This is a genomic window from Streptomyces hundungensis, assembly GCF_003627815.1.
Classification (GTDB): domain Bacteria; phylum Actinomycetota; class Actinomycetes; order Streptomycetales; family Streptomycetaceae; genus Streptomyces; species Streptomyces hundungensis_A.
This window is the reverse complement of sequence record NZ_CP032698.1, coordinates 2,742,452-2,762,193: the sequence shown is the minus strand read 5'-3', so window position 1 is coordinate 2,762,193 and position 19,742 is coordinate 2,742,452. Positions and strand designations below refer to the sequence as shown.

The 19,742-nt window shown below is 69.3% G+C and carries 9 protein-coding genes; 3 read left to right on the top strand and 6 right to left on the bottom strand.

All coding sequences use genetic code 11. The features are described from left to right. Positions 1-21: 21 nt before the first annotated feature. Both DWB77_RS12205 and DWB77_RS37770 read left to right on the top strand, forming a co-directional pair. The gene (locus DWB77_RS12205; RefSeq protein ID WP_246033503.1) at positions 22-5,895 is read left to right on the top strand and encodes an RHS repeat domain-containing protein; all 5,874 of its coding nucleotides are present in this window, start codon (positions 22-24) and stop codon (positions 5,893-5,895) included. A gap of 126 nt (positions 5,896-6,021) precedes the next feature. Then, positions 6,022-6,186, top strand: coding sequence for a hypothetical protein (locus tag DWB77_RS37770; RefSeq protein ID WP_162952520.1), 165 nt, complete (start codon positions 6,022-6,024; stop codon positions 6,184-6,186). 77 nt (positions 6,187-6,263) lie between these two features. Here DWB77_RS37770 and glgB read toward each other — a convergent pair whose 3' ends face one another. From glgB to DWB77_RS12185, 4 genes are all read right to left on the bottom strand, one after another. Then, entirely contained in the window at positions 6,264-8,642 is a 2,379-nt protein-coding gene (gene glgB / locus DWB77_RS12200) for a 1,4-alpha-glucan branching enzyme (protein WP_174248540.1), read from the bottom strand. Between the two features lie 15 nt (positions 8,643-8,657). After that, on the bottom strand, positions 8,658-10,025 hold the full coding sequence (locus DWB77_RS12195; RefSeq protein ID WP_120721292.1) for a maltokinase N-terminal cap-like domain-containing protein: 1,368 nt from the start codon (positions 10,023-10,025) through the stop codon (positions 8,658-8,660). Between the two features lie 144 nt (positions 10,026-10,169). Further along, positions 10,170-11,876, bottom strand: a complete 1,707-nt coding sequence (gene treS / locus DWB77_RS12190) for a maltose alpha-D-glucosyltransferase (RefSeq protein ID WP_120721291.1) — start codon at positions 11,874-11,876, stop codon at positions 10,170-10,172. After that, positions 11,873-13,969: an alpha-1,4-glucan--maltose-1-phosphate maltosyltransferase gene (locus DWB77_RS12185; protein WP_120721290.1), complete on the bottom strand. Its 2,097-nt coding sequence runs from the start codon at positions 13,967-13,969 to the stop codon at positions 11,873-11,875. The genes treS and DWB77_RS12185 overlap by 4 nt, the downstream gene beginning before the upstream one ends. A gap of 353 nt (positions 13,970-14,322) precedes the next feature. On the opposite strand from DWB77_RS12185, the gene glgP reads away from it, so the two are divergent. After that, positions 14,323-16,956 (top strand): alpha-glucan family phosphorylase, encoded by a 2,634-nt coding sequence (gene glgP, locus DWB77_RS12180; RefSeq protein ID WP_120721289.1) that lies wholly within the window; start codon positions 14,323-14,325, stop codon positions 16,954-16,956. Positions 16,957-17,096: 140 nt separating this feature from the next. On the opposite strand, the gene DWB77_RS12175 is transcribed toward glgP, so the two are convergent. Next, the gene (locus DWB77_RS12175) at positions 17,097-19,130 is read right to left on the bottom strand and encodes a M4 family metallopeptidase (protein WP_120721288.1); all 2,034 of its coding nucleotides are present in this window, start codon (positions 19,128-19,130) and stop codon (positions 17,097-17,099) included. 203 nt (positions 19,131-19,333) lie between these two features. Beyond that, the gene (locus tag DWB77_RS38420) at positions 19,334-19,639 is read right to left on the bottom strand and encodes a hypothetical protein (RefSeq protein ID WP_120721287.1); all 306 of its coding nucleotides are present in this window, start codon (positions 19,637-19,639) and stop codon (positions 19,334-19,336) included. Positions 19,640-19,742: the final 103 nt, after the last annotated feature.

Sequence of the window (19,742 nt, the reverse complement as noted above, 5' to 3'; positions counted from 1 at the left end):
GCTGAAGGGCTGCCCGTCTCGGTGACAGCGCCTGCCGCGGGCCGCGCCGCCTCGGGGCCGCTGAAGGTGTCGGTGACGGACCGTGGTGCCGCACAGCGAGCGGGTGTGGACGGCCTGTTGCTTTCCGTCGCTCCAGTTGACGGCAAGGCCAAGTCGGGTTCCGCGCGGGTCGAGGTCAACTACTCCTCGTTCAAAGGCGCGTTCGGCGGGGACTGGGCGACCAGGCTGAGGCTGGTCGAGCTCCCGGAGTGCGCGCTGACCACTCCGCAAGAGGCCAAGTGCCGCGTCACCAAGCCGGTTGCGACCACGAACGACATCAAGACGAACACGTTGAGCGCGACTGTCACGGTCTCCTCGGCGCCCGCGTCCGGCCACGGCAAGGCACTGACCGCGCAGAGCGCCAACTCGGCCGGGCCCATGGTCCTGGCCGCGACGGCCGAGACTGTCGGTCCGACCGGAGACTACAAGGCAACTCCCTTGCAGGCGTCCGGTTCGTGGACCGGTGGCGGCTCGTCGGGCGCGTTCAACTGGAACTACCCGATCAACGTGCCCTCCGTCCCGGGCGGGCTTCAGCCGACGGTGTCCCTGGGCTACAACTCGCAGTCCGTTGACGGCCGTACGGCGGCCTCGAACAACCAGACCTCGTGGCTGGGTGACGGCTGGGACTGGGCGCCGGGGTTCATCGAGCGGCGCTACAAGTCGTGCGACGACGACAAGACCGGCGGCACGAACACGACCAAGGTCGGTGACGAGTGCTGGTTCAACGACAACGCCACCATGTCACTCGGTGGCAAGTCGACCGAGCTGGTCTACGACAAGGACAAGGGGGGCTGGCACGCCTCCGACGAGTCCGGGGCGAAGATCGAGAAGCTCACCGGTGCGAGCAACGGTGACAATGACGGGGAACACTGGAAGGTCACCACGGCCGACGGCACCCAGTACTTCTTCGGCCTGAACCACTTGCCCGGGTGGAAGGACGCCTCGACGCCGGCGACCAACTCTGCCTGGACGGTACCGGTGTTCGGCAACCAGCCCGGTGAACCCTGCTACAACGCGAGCTTCGCGTCGGCCTGGTGCCAGCAGGCCTGGCGTTGGCAACTGGACTACGTCGTCGATCCTCACGGGGACGCGATGGCGTACTACTGGAACACCGAGACCAACAACTACGGGCGCAACGTCTCGGACACAACAGGAAAGTCCACCGTCACGAGCTATGTGCGCGGCGGCTGGCTGGACCACATCGACTACGGTCTGCGCGCGGACAGCGTGTACAGCGCAAGGGCCATGGGGCAGGTCAAGTTCGATGTCACCGAGCGTTGCTTGACAGCCTGTGCCAGCTTCGACGAGACGAACGCCAAGAACTGGCCCGACACACCGTTCGACCTGTACTGCAAGGACGGCGCGACGGAGTGCAAGTCCCAGTACGCGCCGAGCTTCTGGTCGCGCAAGCGGCTCGCCACGATCACGACCAAGGTGCTGACCGGCGGCGCCTACAAGAACGTCGACTCCTGGGCGCTGAAGCAGGACTTCCCCACGGGCCAACCGGGTCAGGATCCGGCCGCCGGCGACGGCATCTCCACGCCGATGTGGCTGAAGTCGATCACTCGGACGGGCTTCGACGCCAGTGGGGCATCGGTCTCCCTCCCGCCCGTCACCTTCGCAGGCGTCCAGCGCCCCAACCGGGTCGACAAGCTGGGTGACGGCCTGGCGCCCTTCGTCCGGCTGCGGCTCTACCAGATCACGACGGAGTCCGGCGGGACCATAGCGGTCACCTACTCCGACCCCGACTGCACGGCCTCCACTCTGCCGCCGGCGGACGCTACGAACACCACGCGCTGCTACCCGGTGAAGTGGGCGTTCGAGGGCGAGACGGCCAAGCAGGACTGGTTCAACTCCTATGTGGTGACGCAGGTGTTGGAGGGCGACAACCTCGCATCCACCCCCGACAAGGTCACTTCCTACTCGTATCTCGACGGCGCGGCCTGGGCCAAGGACACCGACGAGTTCACGAAGGCGGAGGATCGCGGCTATTCCGTCGCACGGGGTTACGGCCGGGTGCAGGCCCGGACCGGCGCCGCCAACGACGCGAGGACGCTGTCCGAGGAGCGGTACTTCCGGGGCCTCGACGGCGCTGCGGTGAAGGACTCGGCCGGCGACGCGGTCACGGACCGGCCGGAGTTCGCCGGGATGAAGCGTGAGGAGGCCACCTACAACGGCGACGACACCAGCAAGCTCGTCTCCGCCACCTCGTACACGCCGTGGCGCTCGGACGTGACCGCTTCCCGGCCCCGCACCGGTCTGCCCGACCTCACGGCGCGCTTCACCGGCACTTCGGAAGAGACCAAGCGCACCACGGTCACCGGCGGAGTGCGGAAGACGAAGACCACACGTGGTTTCGACGAGTACGGCATGGTCACCAGTGAGTCGGACACCGGCGATGTGGACAAGTCCGGTGACGAGAAGTGCGTGACCACCGAGTACGCCCGCAACAAGGACAAGTGGATCCTTGACGCGATCTCCCGCACCCGGACGGTCGCCGTTCCGTGCGGCACGACCCCCGGCACCGGCGACGTCGTCGACGACGTGCGCAAGTACTACGACAACGGTGCTTTGGGAGCTGGTCCCATGCAGGGGGACATCACCAAGAGTGAGCGGATCAGCGGCAGCGGTGACGGCTACGACACGGTCACTTCCGTGACGGGCTACGACATCTACGGTCGCGAACTGAGCTCCACCGACGCCTACGGGAAGCCCACGAGCACGGCGTACACACCGGCCACGGGGGAGGTGCCCACGAAGAAGGCGGTCACCAACACCCTGGGGCATGTGGTGACGGCCTCCCTCGACCCGCTGCGCGGACAGACCACCCAGAGCACGGACGCCAACGGGAAGGTCACGACGTCCACATACGACGCGCTGGGCCGTCTGGCCAAGGTGTGGCTGCCGACCCGCTCGGCCGCCGTCTACCCGGACTCGCCCAACTACGCATACGACTACCTGATCCGCAACGACGGTCCGACCGTCGTCACGACCAAGGCGCTCGACGAGAACGCGAAGTACAAGACGAGCTACGCGTTCTACGACGGCATGCTGCGACCGGTCCAGACCCAGCAGTCGTCCCGTGAGACGCTCGGAACCGCCTCGGCCAAGAGGCTGGTGACCGAGACGCTGTACGACACGCGCGGCCTGGCCTGGCGCTCTTCGGGTACGTACGTGGCCGACGGCAGTGCCGAGCCCGTTCTGGTGACCGGCCAGGAGCTGAAGTACCCGGCTTCGACCGACACGGAGTACGACGGCGCCGGCCGTCCAACGGCCGTCATCTTCAAGAAGTTCGGTGACGAGACCAAGCGGACCACCACCAGCTACACCGGCGACACCACCACCGTCGTTCCGCCCCAGGGCGGAGTGGCCAGCACCACGGTGACCGATGCGCTGGGCCGCAAGACCGAGCTCAAGGAATACACGGACGCGGCACGGACCCACTCCCAGTCCACCACCTACAGCTACAACAAGCTCGGTCGCCTCGCCGAGGTCACCGACCCTTCCGGCGCCAAGTGGACGTACGTCTATGACGTCCGGGGTCGCCAAATCCAGACGGACGACCCCGACAAGGGCACCGTCAAGACGACCTTCGACCAGGGCGACCGGGCTACGGACGTCACCGACGCCCGCGGTGTCACGCTGCACACCGACTACGACGCGCTCGGTCGCAAGACGGCGCTGAAGAACGGCACCACCGTGCTGTCGTCGTGGACGTACGACACCGTCGCCAAGGGGCAGTTGTCCAAGGCCACGAGGTACGTCGACGGCCAGGCCTACGAGACCGCCATCACGAGCTACAACTCGCTCAACCAGCCGGTGAACACCCAGGTGACCATCCCGGCGGCCGAAGGCGCGCTGGCCGGCACCTACAAGTGGACGACGTCGTACGACCTCAACACCGGTAAGGAGCTGTGGACGAAGCAGCCCGCTCTGGGCGACCTGCCGGCCGAGACGGTCACCACCAAGTACGACGCGAATTCCGGTCAGCCGAAGATGGTGGGGGCCGGCAGTGACCCTTTGCTGGCTGACGTCACCTATGACTACTACGGGCGCGGCACCATCGAGAAGTACGGCTCGTTCGGGCAGCAGGTGACCCTCTCGAACGCCTACGACGACCACACGAGCGCGCTGACGGACACGTACGTCGACAAGGACACCGCACCGCAGCGGGTGGAGGACAGCCACTACAAGTACGACCAAACCGGGAACGTCACCTCCATCTCGACGTCCTACGGCCAGGACGCGACGCGCACGACGGACAACCAGTGCTTCGCCATGGACGGTCTGTTGCGGATCACGAACGCGTGGACCGCGAAGACCGATTGCTCCACGGCACCGTCGGATGCGACGGTCGGGGGTCCGGACGCCTACTGGTCGTCATACAGCTACGACGCGCTGGGCAACCGCCAGACGGAGACGCAGCACAAGACCGCTTCCGGGCCGGTCGCCGACACGGTTCGCGCCTACGGGGCGCCGACTGCGGGCAAGCACGATCTGCCCAAGGTCACGCAGAGTGGGACCAACCCGCACGAGGAGACCTACGCCTACGACAAGGCGGGCAACACCACGTCCCGCTCCACCGCCACCGCGGGACCCCAGAGCCTGACCTGGGACGCCGAAGGGCACCTGGCCACGGTCACGCAGAACGGGGCCGCCAGCTCCTATCTGTACGACACCGAGGGCCAGCGCCTGGAGCGAAAGGACTCCACCGGGGCCACGCTGTACCTGCCGGACGGCAACGAACTGCTCCTCACCAAGACGGGTTCCGTCACCGGTACGCGCTACTACAGCGTCGGCGGGAAGACGATGGCGGCCCGCTCCGGCGGCAAGCTGTCCTTCCTGGTCTCCGACCCGCACGGCACCAACACCACTCAGATCACGGCGGACAGTGCCCAGACCGTCTCGCGGCGCAAGTCCACGATCTTCGGTGCGGCGCGCGGTGATCAAGCCGCTCTGTGGGCCGGTGACAAGGGCTTCGTCGGCGGTACCAAGGACGCGGACGCGGGCCTCATCCACCTCGGGGCCCGAGACTACGACCCGCTGCTCGGCCGCTTCATCTCGGTCGACCCGCTGTTCGTTAGTGACGATCCGCGCCAGTTCAACCCGTACGCGTACAGCAACAACAACCCGGTCAGCTTCTCGGACCCTACGGGTACGCAGACGGAAGAGTGCCGGAGCGGGATGTACACCTGCGAGACCGGCAGCCACGGGACCAAGGTGACGGGCTTCGGAGCGAACTACGAGTACCAGGTTGAGGTCGCGGGTGGGACCCTGGCTCCGTCGTACGTGGCTGCCAAGCAGCGCGTGCAGCGGGCCTGCTCCAAAGACCCTGACTGCAAGAGTTCGAATGGTGGCCGCATCCTTTTCGATAAGGAGAGCGTTCAGCGAGACGCCGAAACGAAAAGGGAGGCTGAGAAGAAGCAGCGAGAGAACTCGGGGTTCTGGGGTCACGGGTTTGGCGGCTGGGTCAAGAAAATGACCAAGAACGCATGGGACGGTTCTGTCGAGTGGGTCAAAAACCATAAGACCACCCTTGTGGGTGTTCTTGCAGGCGTCGGTTGCGGGATCGCGATCGCAAGTGTTGCGGCAGCAGGGGCCTGTGTCTTCATTGCCGGATCCGTAGTTGGCGTGAGTGCATGGCAATACAGTCACCCTGGTTCAACTGACACTGACGAGGCAGCGGGATACATTGCGCAGGGCACGGCGGGAGCTTCGGCTGGCGCGGTCCCGGGAAGTAGTGTCAGGAATCTCGTCGTTGGCTACCTGGGCAGACGGGCAGAGGCGGCTGCTGCTGCGACCGCAGCCATGCTGGCCAAGAAGGCAGAGGATGAATTCTATCGACACTACATGTAACGATCGAGGTGGGCGTGGGGGAAGAGAAGGGCTCCCTTCAAGGCTTCACGTGAATTTGTGAGTGTGGAATACTGACATCCGTAAAGATGGTGTCAGTGAGCGATTAACCCTGAAACGGCAGACGTGATGGCAACCTTGTTCACCGGAGTGCTCTTCGGGGTTCTCATATCCGCGATGATCGTCGATGTGAGGCAGCGCAAGGCGAAACCCCCGCTCGCGGCTCTACGGATAGCGATGTGTGTCGCCTCAGTGGTGGCCCTCGTGACGAGCATTTACAGCTACCGGCGGTGAGTCGTTGTCACTGATGACGGGCGGTGTACGCGTGCCACGCGTACACCGCCCGTCATCGCGTCAGGCCCGGTCGCCCCTCACACCCCCCGGAACCACACCGTCGCCAGCGGCGGCAGGGTCAGGGAGAGGGATAGGGGGCGGCCGTGGGACGGGGTGGGTTCTGGGGGGAGGGGGTCGGGGTTGGTGACGCCGCCTCCGCCGTAGCGGGACTCGTCCGTGTTCAGGACTTCCTGCCAGGCGGCCGGGCCGTCCGGGACGCCCAGGCGGTACTCCGCCCGGACGACGGGGGAGAAGTTGGAGACCGACAGGAGCGGCGTGCCCTGCGCGTCGTGGCGGAGGAACGCGAAGACGTTGTCCTCGGCCGCGTCACCGGCCACCCACGAGAAGCCCGACGGGTCGGTGTCGCGCTCCCATAGGGCGGGCTCGGCCGCGTACACCGCGTTCAGGTCGCGGACCAGGTCGCGTACGCCCCGGTGGTCCGACTCCGCGCTGTAGGAGGGGTCGAGCAGCCACCAGTCCGGGCCGTGGCCCTCCGACCACTCCGCGCCCTGCGCGAACTCCTGGCCCATGAACAGGAGTTGCTTGCCGGGGTGGGCCCACATGAAGCCCAGATAGGCGCGGTGGGTGGCGCGCTGCTGCCACCAGTCGCCGGGCATCTTGGAGACGAGGGACCGCTTGCCGTGGACCACCTCGTCGTGCGAGATCGGCAGGACGTAGTTCTCGCTGTACGCGTACACCATCGAGAACGTCATCTCGCTGTGGTGGTACTTGCGGTGCACCGGCTCGTGCTGGACGTAGCCCAGCGAGTCGTGCATCCAGCCCATGTTCCACTTCAGGCCGAAGCCGAGGCCCCCTTGGTCGGTGGGCCGGGTCACGCCGTCCCAGGCCGTGGACTCCTCGGCGACGGTCACCACGCCGGGGCAGCGCCGGTACACCGTCGCGTTCATCTCCTGCAAGAACGCCACCGCGTCGAGGTTCTCCCGGCCGCCGTGCTCGTTGGGGCTCCACTCGCCGTCCTCGCGCGAGTAGTCCAGGTACAGCATCGAGGCCACCGCGTCCACGCGCAGGCCGTCGACGTGGAACTCCTCGCACCAGTACGTCGCGTTCGCCACCAGGAAGTTGCGGACCTCCTTGCGGCCGTAGTCGAATTCGAGGGTGCCCCAGTCGGGGTGCTCGGCGCGCAGCGGGTCCTCGTGCTCGTACAGGGTGCGCCCGTCGAACCGCGCGAGCGCCCAGTCGTCCTTGGGGAAGTGCGCGGGCACCCAGTCCACGAGCACCCCGATGCCCGCCTCGTGCAGCGCGTCCACCAGGAAGCGGAAGTCGTCGGGCGTGCCCATCCGGGAGGTGGGGGCGTAGAAGCCGGTGACCTGGTAGCCCCACGAGCCGCCGTAGGGGTGCTCCGCCACGGGGAGGAACTCCACGTGGGTGAAGCCCAGGTCCTTCACGTAGGCGGGGAGCTGGTCCGCGAGTTGACGGTACGTCAGGCGCGGGCGCCAGGACGCCAGATGGACCTCGTAGACGGAGAACGGCGCCTCGTGGACCGGGCGCGCCGCCCGCCGCGCCATCCACGCCTCGTCCCGCCACACATGGTGCGACTCGGTGACGATCGAGGCGTTGGCGGGCGGCACCTCGGTGCGCTGCGCCATCGGGTCGGCCCGCAGGGTGTGGCTGCCGTCGGGGCGCATGATGTCGAACTTGTACAGGGCGCCGTCCCCGACCCCGGGCAGGAACAGCTCCCACACCCCGGACGAGCCGAGCGACCGCATGGGGTGGGCGGTGCCGTCCCAGTAGCTGAAGTCGCCGGTGACCCTGACCCCCTGGGCGTTGGGCGCCCACACCGTGAACCGGGTGCCGGTGACGCCCTGGTGGGCCATCGGGCGGGCGCCCAGCGCCGTCCACAGCTCCTCGTGCCGGCCCTCGCCGATCAAGTACAGGTCGAGATCGCCGAGCGAGGGCAGGAAGCGGTACGGGTCCTGGATCTCGATCTCGGTGTCGTCATAGGTCACGAGCAGCGTGTACTCGGGAATGTTCCGCAGCGGCAGCACCCCGGAGAACAGGCCGTCGCCGTCGTCGTGCAGCTCGGCCCGCAGCCCCTTGCCGAGCACGGTCACCGCCCGGGCGTACGGGCGCAGCGCCCGGAAGGCGATCCCGCCGCGCACCGGGTGCGCGCCGAGCAGGGAGTGCGGATCGTGGTGGCCGCCCGCGAGCAGGCGCCCCCGGTCGGTGTCGGACAGGGGCGCCCCGGGCCGTACGCCACGACTCGCGGTCCGGCGCGCGGCCTCCTTGCGCGGCGCGGGCGGCGCCTTGGCGGGCTTCGCCGCGGGCTTCACGGCGGGCTTCACGGAGGGCTTCGCCGCGGACTTCGTCGCGGTCACCGGCTCGGCGGCGCCGGGGGCGGGTTCGGAGGAGTTGCGGGCGGGGCGGGGGGTCACGGGGTCTGCCTCCTCAAGTGGCATGGTGCACGGGTGAGTTCACGCCCCGGCCAGCCGGCGGATCGCCGCCATCGGCACGGGCAGCCAGTCGGGGCGGTGCCGGGCCTCGTAGAGCACCTCGTACACCGCCTTGTCGGTCTCGTACGCGCGCAGCAGTTCCGGGCTCTCGCGCGGGTCGGAGCCGGACCGTGCCGCGTATCCCGCGCAGTACGCGGCCCGGCACTCCTCGGCCCAGCTCGGGTTCGGGGGCCGCGCGGTGCGGGCGGCGTAGTCGAAGGAGCGCAGCATGCCCGCGACATCGCGGACGGGGGGCTGGGGGCGGCGGCGCTCGGCGAGCGGGCGGGCCGGCTCGCCCTCGAAGTCGATCACCGACCAGCTTCCGTCGGCCGGGCGCAGGGCCTGGCCGAGGTGCAGATCGCCGTGGACGCGCTGGGCCGTGCCCGCCGACGTGAGCGCCCCGACCGCCTCGAAGGCCGCCCGCAGCCGCGGGACGTACGGGCCGAGCGAGGGCACCGCCTGCGCGGTGGCGTCCAGGCGCTCGGTCATCGCGGCGGCGATCAGCTCGGTCTGCGCCGGGCCGAGGGTGACGGGCGCGAAGGCGTCGGCGAGGGCGAGGTGCACCTCGGCGGTGGCCCGCCCCAGCTCGTACGACTCGTCGGTGAAGGGGCGGCCCTCGGCGAGCGAGGCGAGCGCCAGGGTCCAGCCGTCGTCGGCGCCGCGCAGGAACGGCTGGAGCACCCCGAGGGTGGCCGCCTCCGGCTCGGAGGTGTGGAACCAGGCGGCCGGCGCGGGCACCCGCTCACAGCCCTGGCGGGTCAGCGCCCAGGGCAGCTCCAGATCGGGATTGACGCCCGGCTGGACCCGCCGGAACACCTTCAGGATGAACGTATCTCCGTACACCAGTGAGGTGTTGGACTGCTCGACGCCGAGCAGCCGCGGCGCGAGACCGGGCGGGACCGTCACCTGGGGATCGTGCTCGAAGCTCAGCGGACCCACCGTGCCCGGGGTGCGCAGCCGCTCCAGGAGCAGGGCCGCGGACTGCGGGTCGTGGAGGGCGTCGTAGACCGTGCGGCCGGCCAGCGGGCCCTGGTTCGCGTGCCCGATGAGGGCGGGGGCGAGCCGTGGCGGGAGCTGGTCGCGCACCCCGATCAGGAGTTGGTAGCAGTCGGCGGGCGCCGACGCCGTCTCGGCGGGGGTGGGGGCCGGGGAGTGTTCGGTGCGCACGAGCAGATGCAGGAAGCCCGGCAGCAGCTCGGTCGCGGTGAGCAGGACGAAGTCGGTGACGGGCCGCCCCTTGCCCGCGAACCAGCGCTGCCGGGGCAGCCATTCGTGCAGGAGCGGGGCGAGCGAGGTCAGCAGCCGGGCGGGTGGGAGGCCGGTGGTACGGGGCGGTGCGGCCTTCGGCATGGCGGCGCATCCTTTCCCCGGGCACACAATCGATTTGCGCAGAGTGTCCCGGATTGCAACAGAAGCTGTCCGGCGGCGCGCGGGGTTCGGGGTTCCAAGTGCCCCGGGTGGAGCGGCCAAAACCGCTCCGCCCGGGATGGCGGGTCAGATGGCCGCGGGGTCCTTCCGCAGCCGGAACCAGTAGAAGCCGTGCCCCGCGAGGGTGAGCAGATAGGGCCACTCGCCGATCGCCGGGAAGCGCACCCCGCCGATCAGCTCCACCGGATGCATTCCGTTGAACGCCCGCAGATCCAGCTCGGTGGGCTGGGGGAAGCGCGAGAAGTTGTGCACGCACAGGACGAGGTCGTCGCCCCGCTCGCGCAGGAAGGCGAGGACGGCCGGGTTCGACGACATCAGCTCGGTGTACGAGCCGAGCCCGAAGGCCGGGTTCTGCTTACGGATCTCGATCATGCGCCGCGTCCAGTGGAGCAGCGAGGACGGCGAGGCCATGGCGGCCTCGACGTTGGTCACCTGGTAGCCGTAGACGGGGTCCATGATCGTGGGCAGATAGAGCCGGCCGGGGTCGCACGAGGAGAAGCCCGCGTTGCGGTCCGGGGTCCACTGCATCGGCGTGCGGACCGCGTCGCGGTCACCGAGCCAGATGTTGTCGCCCATGCCGATCTCGTCGCCGTAGTAAAGGATCGGCGAGCCGGGCAGCGAGAGCAGCAGCGCGGTGAACAGTTCGATCTGGTTGCGGTCGTTGTCGAGCAGTGGGGCGAGCCGGCGCCGGATGCCGATGTTGGCCCGCATCCGGGGATCCTTGGCGTACTCCGCGTACATGTAGTCGCGCTCTTCGTCCGTGACCATTTCGAGGGTGAGCTCGTCGTGGTTGCGCAGGAAGATGCCCCACTGGGCGTTCTTGGGGATCGCCGGGGTCTTGGCGAGGATTTCCGAGACCGGGTAGCGGGATTCGCGGCGCACCGCCATGAAGATGCGCGGCATCACCGGGAAGTGGAACGCCATGTGGCATTCGTCGCCGCCCTTGGTGTAGTCGCCGAAGTAGTCGACGACGTCCTCGGGCCACTGGTTGGCCTCGGCGAGCAGCACCGTGTCCGGGTAGCTCGCGTCGATCTCGACCCGCAGCCGCTTGAGGAACTCATGCGTTGCCGGAAGGTTTTCGCAGTTGGTTCCCTCCTTCTGGTACAGGTAGGGCACCGCGTCGAGGCGGAAGCCGTCGATGCCGAGGTCCAGCCAGAACCGCAGCGCGGAGACGATCTCCTCCTGCACCGCCGGGTTCTCGTAGTTGAGGTCGGGCTGGTGGGAGAAGAAGCGGTGCCAGAAGTACTGCTTGCGCACCGGGTCGAAGGTCCAGTTGGAGGTCTCGGTGTCGACGAAGATGATCCGGGCGTCCTGGAACTGCTTGTCGTCGTCCGCCCAGACGTAGTAGTCCCCGTACGGACCGTCCGGGTTCTGGCGCGACTCCTGGAACCACTCGTGCTGATCGCTGGTGTGGTTCATCACGAAGTCGATGATCACGCGCATGCCGCGCTGGTGGGCGGCATCCACGAACTCCACGAAGTCGGCGAGGTCGCCGAACTCGGGCAGCACGGCGGTGTAGTCCGAGACGTCGTAACCGCCGTCCCGGAGCGGGGATTTGAAGAACGGCGGCAGCCAGAGACAGTCGACGCCCAGCCATTGCAGATAGTCCAGCTTGGCGGTGATGCCCTTGAGATCCCCGACGCCGTCGCCGTTGCTGTCCTGGAAGGACCGCACGAGCACCTCGTAGAACACCGCACGCTTGAACCACTCGGGGTCGCGGTCCTTGGCGGGGGTGTCCTCGAAGGTGTCGTGGACGGGCTCGTTGACGATCATGGTGTGGGTGACCCTCCGATCGGCGGGGACGGTCGCAGGACCAGGATGTGCGCGGGCGCTCGGCCCGGATCCAGGCGCACGTAGTTGGTCCTGCCCCAGTGGTAGGTCTCTCCGGTGAGCTCGTCGCGCACCGGGACGGACTCGTCCCAAGCGAGTCCGAGCGCCGGCATGTCCAACGAGACCGTCGCCTCCTGGGTGTGGTGGGGGTCGAGGTTGGCGACCACCACAACGGTGTTCGACCCGGAGCGCTTGCTGTAGGCGATGAGCGCGTCGTTTCCGGTGTCGTGGAAGTGGACCGAGCGCAACTGCCGCAGCGCCGGATGACGGCGCCTGATGCGGTTGAGGGTGGTGATCAGCGGCGCGATGGAGCGGCCCTCGCGTTCGGCCGACTCCCAGTCGCGGGGCTTGAGTTGGTACTTCTCGGAGTCCAGATACTCCTCGCTCCCGGCCTTGGCGGGGGCGTTCTCGCACAGCTCGTAACCGGCGTAGACGCCCCAGCTGGGCGAGAGGGTCGCGGCCAGCACGGCCCGCACCTCGAAGGCCGGTCGGCCGCCGTCCTGGAGGTAGCCGTGCAGGATGTCCGGGGTGTTCACGAAGAAATTGGGCCGCATATAGGGTGCGGTCTCGTTCGCCAGTTCGGTGACGTAATTGGTGAGTTCCTGCCGGGTGGTACGCCAGGTGAAGTAGGTGTACGACTGCTGGAAGCCGATCTTGGCGAGGGTGCGCATCATCGCGGGCCGGGTGAACGCCTCGGCCAGGAAGATCACGTCCGGATCGGAGCCGTTGATCTCGGCGATGACCCGCTCCCAGAAGACCACCGGCTTGGTGTGCGGATTGTCGACCCGGAAGATCCGTACGCCGTGGTCCATCCAGAACCGCAGCAGCCGCACCGTCTCCTTGACCAGGCCGGGCATGTCCTGGTCGAAGGCGATCGGGTAGATGTCCTGGTACTTCTTGGGCGGGTTCTCGGCGTACGCGATCGAGCCGTCCGCCCGGTGGTGGAACCACTCGGGGTGCTTGTCGACCCAGGGGTGGTCGGGGGAGCACTGGAGCGCGAAGTCCAGCGCCACCTCCAGGCGCAGGTCCCGGGCGGTGGCCACGAAGGCGTCGAAGTCGTCCAGGGTGCCGAGGTCGGGGTGGACGGCGTCGTGGCCGCCGTCCGGAGAGCCGATGGCCCAGGGCACGCCGACGTCCCAACGCCCGGCTTTGAGGCTGTTGTTGGGGCCCTTGCGGTGGGTGGTGCCGATCGGGTGGACGGGGGGCAGATAGACCACGTCGAAACCCATCGCGGCGACCGCCGGCAGCCGCTCGGCCGCGGTGCGGAAGGTGCCGGAGACCGGCTTGCCACGGCTCTTGACGACGGCTCCCTCCGAGCGCGGGAAGAGCTCGTACCAGGAGCCGTACAGGGCGCGCTCGCGCTCGACCAGCAGCGGCATCCGGGCCGAGGAGGTCACGAGCTCGCGCAGCGGGTACGCCGCGAGGGCCGCGTCCACCTGGGGGGCGAGGGCCGCCGCGAGCCGGGCCTCGGGGGAGCGGGCCGTGTCGCGCAGGCCGTCCATGGCGGCGAGCACCGCCTCGCGGCCCTTGGCCTTGGGCACCCCGGCGGCGGCCCGCTCGTACAGCGCGGCCCCCTCGGCCAGGACGAGCTCGACGTCCTGGCCCGCCGGGATCTTGATGCCGGCGTGGTGGCGCCAGGTCGCGAGGGGGTCGCCCCAGGCCTCGACGGCGTACGTCCACAGGCCCTCGGTGTCGGCGGTGATCTCGGCGCCCCAGCGGTCGGTGCCGGGGGCGAGTTCTCGCATGGGTGTGAAGGGCCTCGCCCGCCCTCTGGGGTCTCTCAGCACGACATTGGCGGCGACGGCGTCGTGGCCCTCGCGAAAGACGGTGGCGGTGACCTGGAAGCTCTCCCCGGCCACCGCCTTGGCGGGCCTTGTGCCGCACTCGACGGCGGGGCGTACGTCGAGCACGGGGATGCGGCCGATTGACGGGTTCGGTTTCACGGGCTCACCTGCGGGTGATGGGTAGGGTTTGCCGCGTTTGCGGGAATCTGTCCTTTTTAACTGCTCCGTTGACGGCTGACCGGCTGCGGGCATGGCCGCTCCTGTCCGCGTTCACTCGAATGGCGTGCGGGAGAGAGTGCGGGAATGCGTTACCGGATGAGCCTTCCACGGTGTGCGGGTGGCCATTCGGGCAGTCTGTTAACTACCTGCGCGTAACGGTTCGGCGAGGAGGGCGTCCACGCCGTCCTCGGCGGCGCCGTGCACCGAGGCTGCCGACGACGGGAGTGACGGCGTATCAGGGGCCCTGGTCCCAAGCGGAATCCGGTGGTCCGGCCGCGAGGCGCCGTGGCCCGCGGGGCGCACCCGCACTACCTTCGGGTGTGAAGGAGGGGCGCACATCGCGGTGTGCCCACCCCGATACGTACATCCCCTGCAAAGGTGGAAGCGTGAAGGCAATCCGTCGATTCACCGTGCGCCCTGTCCTGCCCGACGACCTGCGGCCGCTCAGCGACCTCGCGCGCAATCTGCGCTGGTCCTGGCATACCGAGACCAGAGAACTCTTCCAGTTCGTGGACCCCGACGGCTGGCGGGCGGCGGGTGAGGACCCGGTGCGGCTGCTGGGGACCGTCAGCGCCGCCCGGCTCGACTCGCTCGCCCAGGACCGCCGCTTCCTGCGGCGTCTGGCCACCGCCGCCGCCGACCTCGACGACTATCTGCACGGCCGCCGCTGGTACCAGGAGCAGGGCGGTGAACTCCCGTCCGCCATCGGCTACTTCTCGCCCGAGTTCGGCATCACCGCGGCCCTGCCCCAGTACTCCGGCGGCCTCGGCATCCTCGCCGGCGACCACCTCAAATCCGCCAGCGACCTCGGTGTCCCGCTCATCGGGGTCGGCCTCCTCTACCGCCACGGCTACTTCCGCCAGTCGCTCTCGCGCGACGGCTGGCAGCAGGAGCACTACCCCCTGCTCGACCCCAACGAGCTGCCCGTCTCCCTGCTCCGCGAGGCCGACGGCAGCCCCGCCCGGGTCTCGCTCGCGCTGCCCGGCGGCCGGGCCCTGCACGCCACCATCTGGCAGGCCCGGGTCGGCCGGGTGCCGCTGCTCATGCTCGACTCGGACGTCGAGGAGAACGCTCCCGGCGAACGTGACGTCACCGACCGGCTCTACGGCGGCGGCAGCGAACACCGGCTGCTCCAGGAGATGCTGCTCGGCATCGGCGGGGTGCGCGCCCTGCGCACGTACTGCCGTCTGACCGGGCACCCGGAACCCGAGGTGTTCCACACCAACGAGGGCCACGCCGGCTTCCTCGGCCTCGAACGCATCCGTGAACTCGCGGGCCAGGGGCTCGAGTTCGACGCCGCCCTCGAATCGGTACGGGCCGGAACGGTCTTCACCACCCACACGCCGGTCCCCGCCGGCATCGACCGCTTCGACCGCGAACTGGTCGCCCGCCACCTGGGCGACGACGGCGAACTGCCCGGCGTCGACGTCGAGAAGATCCTGCGGCTCGGCATGGAGACCTACCCCGGCGGCGAGCCCAACCTCTTCAACATGGCCGTCATGGGGCTGCGGCTCGCCCAGCGCGCCAACGGGGTGTCCACCCTGCACGGCGCGGTCAGCCGGGAGATGTTCGCGGGGCTGTGGCCAGGCTTCGACCCGCAGGAGGTGCCGATCACCTCCGTCACCAACGGCGTGCACGCACCCACCTGGGTGGCGCCCGAGGTGTTCCGGCTCGGCGCCCGCCAGATCGGCGCGGGCCGCACCGAGGACGCGCTGACCGTCGGCGGCTCCGAGCGCTGGGACGCGGTCGCCGACATCCCCGACGCCGAGATCTGGGAGCTGCGCAGGGAACTGCGCGAACAGCTCGTCACCGAGGCCCGGGAACGGCTGCGCGCCTCATGGCGCCAGCGCGGCGCGGGCTCCGCCGAACTGGGGTGGATCGACGGGGTGTTGAGCCCCGACGTGCTCACCATCGGCTTCGCCCGGCGGGTGCCCTCCTACAAGCGGCTCACGCTGATGCTGCGTGACCGGGACCGCCTGATGGAGCTGCTGCTCCACCCGACCCGGCCGGTGCAGATCGTCGTCGCGGGCAAGGCGCACCCCGCCGACGACGGCGGCAAGCGCCTGGTGCAGGAGCTGGTGAGGTTCGCCGACGACCCGCGGGTGCGCCACCGGATCGTCTTCCTACCCGACTACGGCATGGGGATGGCGAAGAAGCTCTACCCGGGCTGCGACGTCTGGCTCAACAATCCGCTGCGGCCCCTTGAGGCCTGCGGCACCAGTGGCATGAAGGCGGCCCTGAACGGCTGCCTCAACCTGTCGGTCCTCGACGGCTGGTGGGACGAATGGTTCGAGCCGGACTTCGGCTGGGCCATCCCGACCGCCGACGGCTCGGCCACCGACGAGGACCGGCGCGACGAGCTGGAGGCCAACGCGCTGTACGACCTCATCGAGGACCGGGTCGCCCCGCGCTTCTACGAGCGGGGCACGTCGGACCTGCCCGACCGCTGGATCGAGATGGTCCGGGGGACCCTCACCACGCTGGGTCCCAAGGTGCTCGCGGGACGGATGGTGCGGGACTATGTGACCCGGCTGTACGCGCCCGCCGCCGCGGCCCATCGGGTCCTGGAACCCTCCACGGCGGGGGAGTTGGCGCGGTGGAAGGCGCGGGTCCGGGGCGCCTGGCCGCGGGTCGCGGTCGATCACGTCGAGGCGCTGGCCCCGGCGGCCGCGGCCCCGGGCGGCACCGCGGAGCTCGGTTCCACGCTGGCGCTGCGGGTGCGGGTCGCGCTCGGGGAGCTCGGGCCCGACGACGTCGAGGTGCAGGCGGTGGCGGGCCGGGTGGACGCCGCGGACACCATCGCGGACGCCGCCGCGTTCCCGCTGAAGCCGACGGGCGGCCCCGACCTGGAGGGCCGCTGGATGTACGAGGGCCCGCTCGCCCTCGATCGCACGGGCCCCTTCGGCTACACCGTCCGGGTGCTGCCGGCCCACCCCCACCTCGCTACCCACGCCGAGCTGGGCCTGGTGGCGGGCCCGACCGAGGCGACGGGGGAGGGCGCGGGCGTCCTCATGCGCTGAGTCCGGGCCCCGAGCGGGGCCCGGACATGGGCGGTGCCCGGAGCCTCGTGGGCTCCGGGCACCTTCACTTTCCGGCCAGCCGCCTGGTCAGAAGGTGAGTTTCCGGAAGGTGAACGTCACGGCTCGCGGAGCCCGGAGGTTCAGAAGGTCAGCTTGAAGTCGGTGATGGTGCCGACGTCCTGCGCCGCCTTGTCCTGGACCTTCAGCTTCCAGGTGCCGTTCGCCGCGACGCTGGAGGCGTTCACGGTGTACGTCTTGTCGAGGTTGCGCGTCGAGTCCGAGGACGAGCTCTGGAGCCGGAACGACGTGCCGTTCGGGGCCACCAGGTCGATCTGGAGGTCGCCGATGTAGGTGTGGGTGATCTTCACGCCGACCTGGAGGGTGGACGGCGCGTTGCCGGTGATCCCCGAGACGGTGACCGGGTCGGTGACCGCGGCGCCCGGGTAGTCCGGGATGGCCACCTGGCTGGTGCTCTCGAAGACCTTGCCACCGGGGTTGCCGCCGCCGGCGCGGGCGCCGACGTTGATGCCGGCCCAGGCGTTGGTGACGTTGGTGACCTCGGCGCTGTTCGCGCCGTACAGCTCGGTCGCCGCGGCGATGGTGCCGGCGCGGGCCCCCGCGTAGTTGGTGCTGGAGTTGAACTTGGTGGTCAGCGCCTTGTACCAGATGAGCTGGGCCTTGTCGCGGCCGATGCCGGTGACCGGCAGGCCGTCGGAGGTCGGCGAGTTGTAGGTCACGCCGTTGATGACCTTGGTGCCGCTGCCCTCGGAGGCCAGGTAGAACCAGTGGTTGGCCGGGCCCGAGGAGTAGTGCACGTCGAGGTTGCCGACGCCGGAGTACCAGGCGTCCGCGGAGCCGCCGTCCTTGCTCGGCTTGTCCATGTAGCGCAGCGGGGTGCCGTCGCCGTTGATGTCGATCTTCTCGCCGATGAGGTAGTCACCCGGGTCGGCGGCGTTGTTCGCGTAGAACTCCACCGACGTGCCGAAGATGTCGGAGGTGGCCTCGTTCAGACCGCCGGACTCGCCCGAGTACTCCAGGCCCGCGGTGGCGGCCGTGACGCCGTGCGACATCTCGTGGCCGGCCACGTCCAGCGCGGTCAGCGGGTCGTTGTTGTTGGACCCGTCGCCGTACGTCATGCAGAAGCAGCCGTCGTCCCAGAACGCGTTCACGTACGAGTTGCCGTAGTGGACGCGGGAGTAGGCGGCGACGCCGTCGCCACGGATGCCGCTGCGGCCGAAGACGTTCTTGTAGAAGTCCCAGGTGGCTCCGGCGCCGTAGGCGGCGTCGGCGCCCGCGGTCGCGGCGTTGGTGTTGGTGCCGTCACCCCAGGTGTCGGTGGACTGGGTGAACAGCGAACCCGTGCCGGACGTACCGTGGTTGAGGTTGTACGTCTTGTGGCCGCCGCGGCCCGTGTCGGTCAGCGTGTAGCTGGAACCGGACTGCGAGGTGCCGAGGGTGACCGTGCCGCTGTAGCGCGTCTTGCCCACGCCGGTCTCGATGCCCTGCCACTGGTGCAGCTTGGCGCCGGTCTTGGCGTCCGTGATGACGTGCAGCTGGTTCGGGGTGCCGTCGTCCTGGAGCCCGCCCACGACGGTCTCGTACGCCAGGGTCGGCGCGCCGTTGACCATCCAGATGACCTTGCGGGCGCTGTCGGCCTTGTCCGCCTTGGAGCCGGCCGCCTTGGCCGCCTTGAGGGCGGTGGTGGTGGCCGTGGCCGGGGCGTCGGCCGGGGCGGAGGTGGAAACGCCCGTCAGCGAAGCGCTGTTCGCCTTGATGACGCCCTTGGTCTTGCCGGCCGCGGTGTCGACCATCAGGTCGCCGCCGAGCACGGGCAGGCCCTGGTAGGTGCGCTCGTAGCGGGTGTGCGTGGTGCCGTCCTGGTCCTTGGACACATCGTGGACGACCAGCTTCTCCTGCGCGCCGAGGCCGAGTTCCTTGGCCGTGGCCGCGGTGGTGGCGGTGGCCGTGCGTATGAGCTCGGCACGCTGGGAGGGGGTGAGGCTTGCGGGCAGGGCGCCCGGATTGCGTACCGCCTGGGCCTTGAGGGCCGAGGCGGTCGCGGAGTCGTCGGGGCGTGCGCTGGCGCTACCTGCCTGGACGCCGACACTGAGCATGGCGGCTGCGGCGATCAGGGCGCCGGTGGCGGTGGCACGACGACGGTGCGTGGATCTCACGCGAACTCCTTCTGCGAGGGGGATCCGGTCGACTGGGTGGGGCCGACCGGGCAGAGCAAAGCGGAGCATGTGCGGCAACGAGATGTGCTGCGCGAAAACTTTGTGCGTGGAACGGGGGAAGAGTGCCAGCAGGGGAGAACCCGTGTCAGGAGCGCGTCAACAAGTTGGCCGAAAACCGTCCGTTGTCCGAAGGTCGTCGTTCGTTAAGCGGACGTTTCGTGGAGGCTGGCGGCGATACCGTCCAGAAGTCGGTCGAGGCCGAAACCAAAGACGGGGTTCGAGTTCGGCTCGAACCGTTCGTGTTCGAACACCGTGGTCAGGGCGGGGTGTTGGCCGTCCGACACGATGGCCGCAAACCGCCCCCCGTCTCGGGCGGCCCGGGGGGCGTTGGACACCCCGGGGTCGTCCAGGGTGTGGGCGGCCGGCTTCCTGGGCGTGCCCAGTCCTTGGACGAACGCGGTGCGGAGGAGGGCGTCGCCCTGCCGTCCGTGGATGCCGGGGGTAGGCATCCCGCAACTCGCTTGGTGCGGCGGGGATTTGATTGCGCCAGTTGCCGGGGCGGGGTGCGCGGGGCGTCCGGGGTGGGCCTTGGGGGGCGCCGCGTCCGCCATC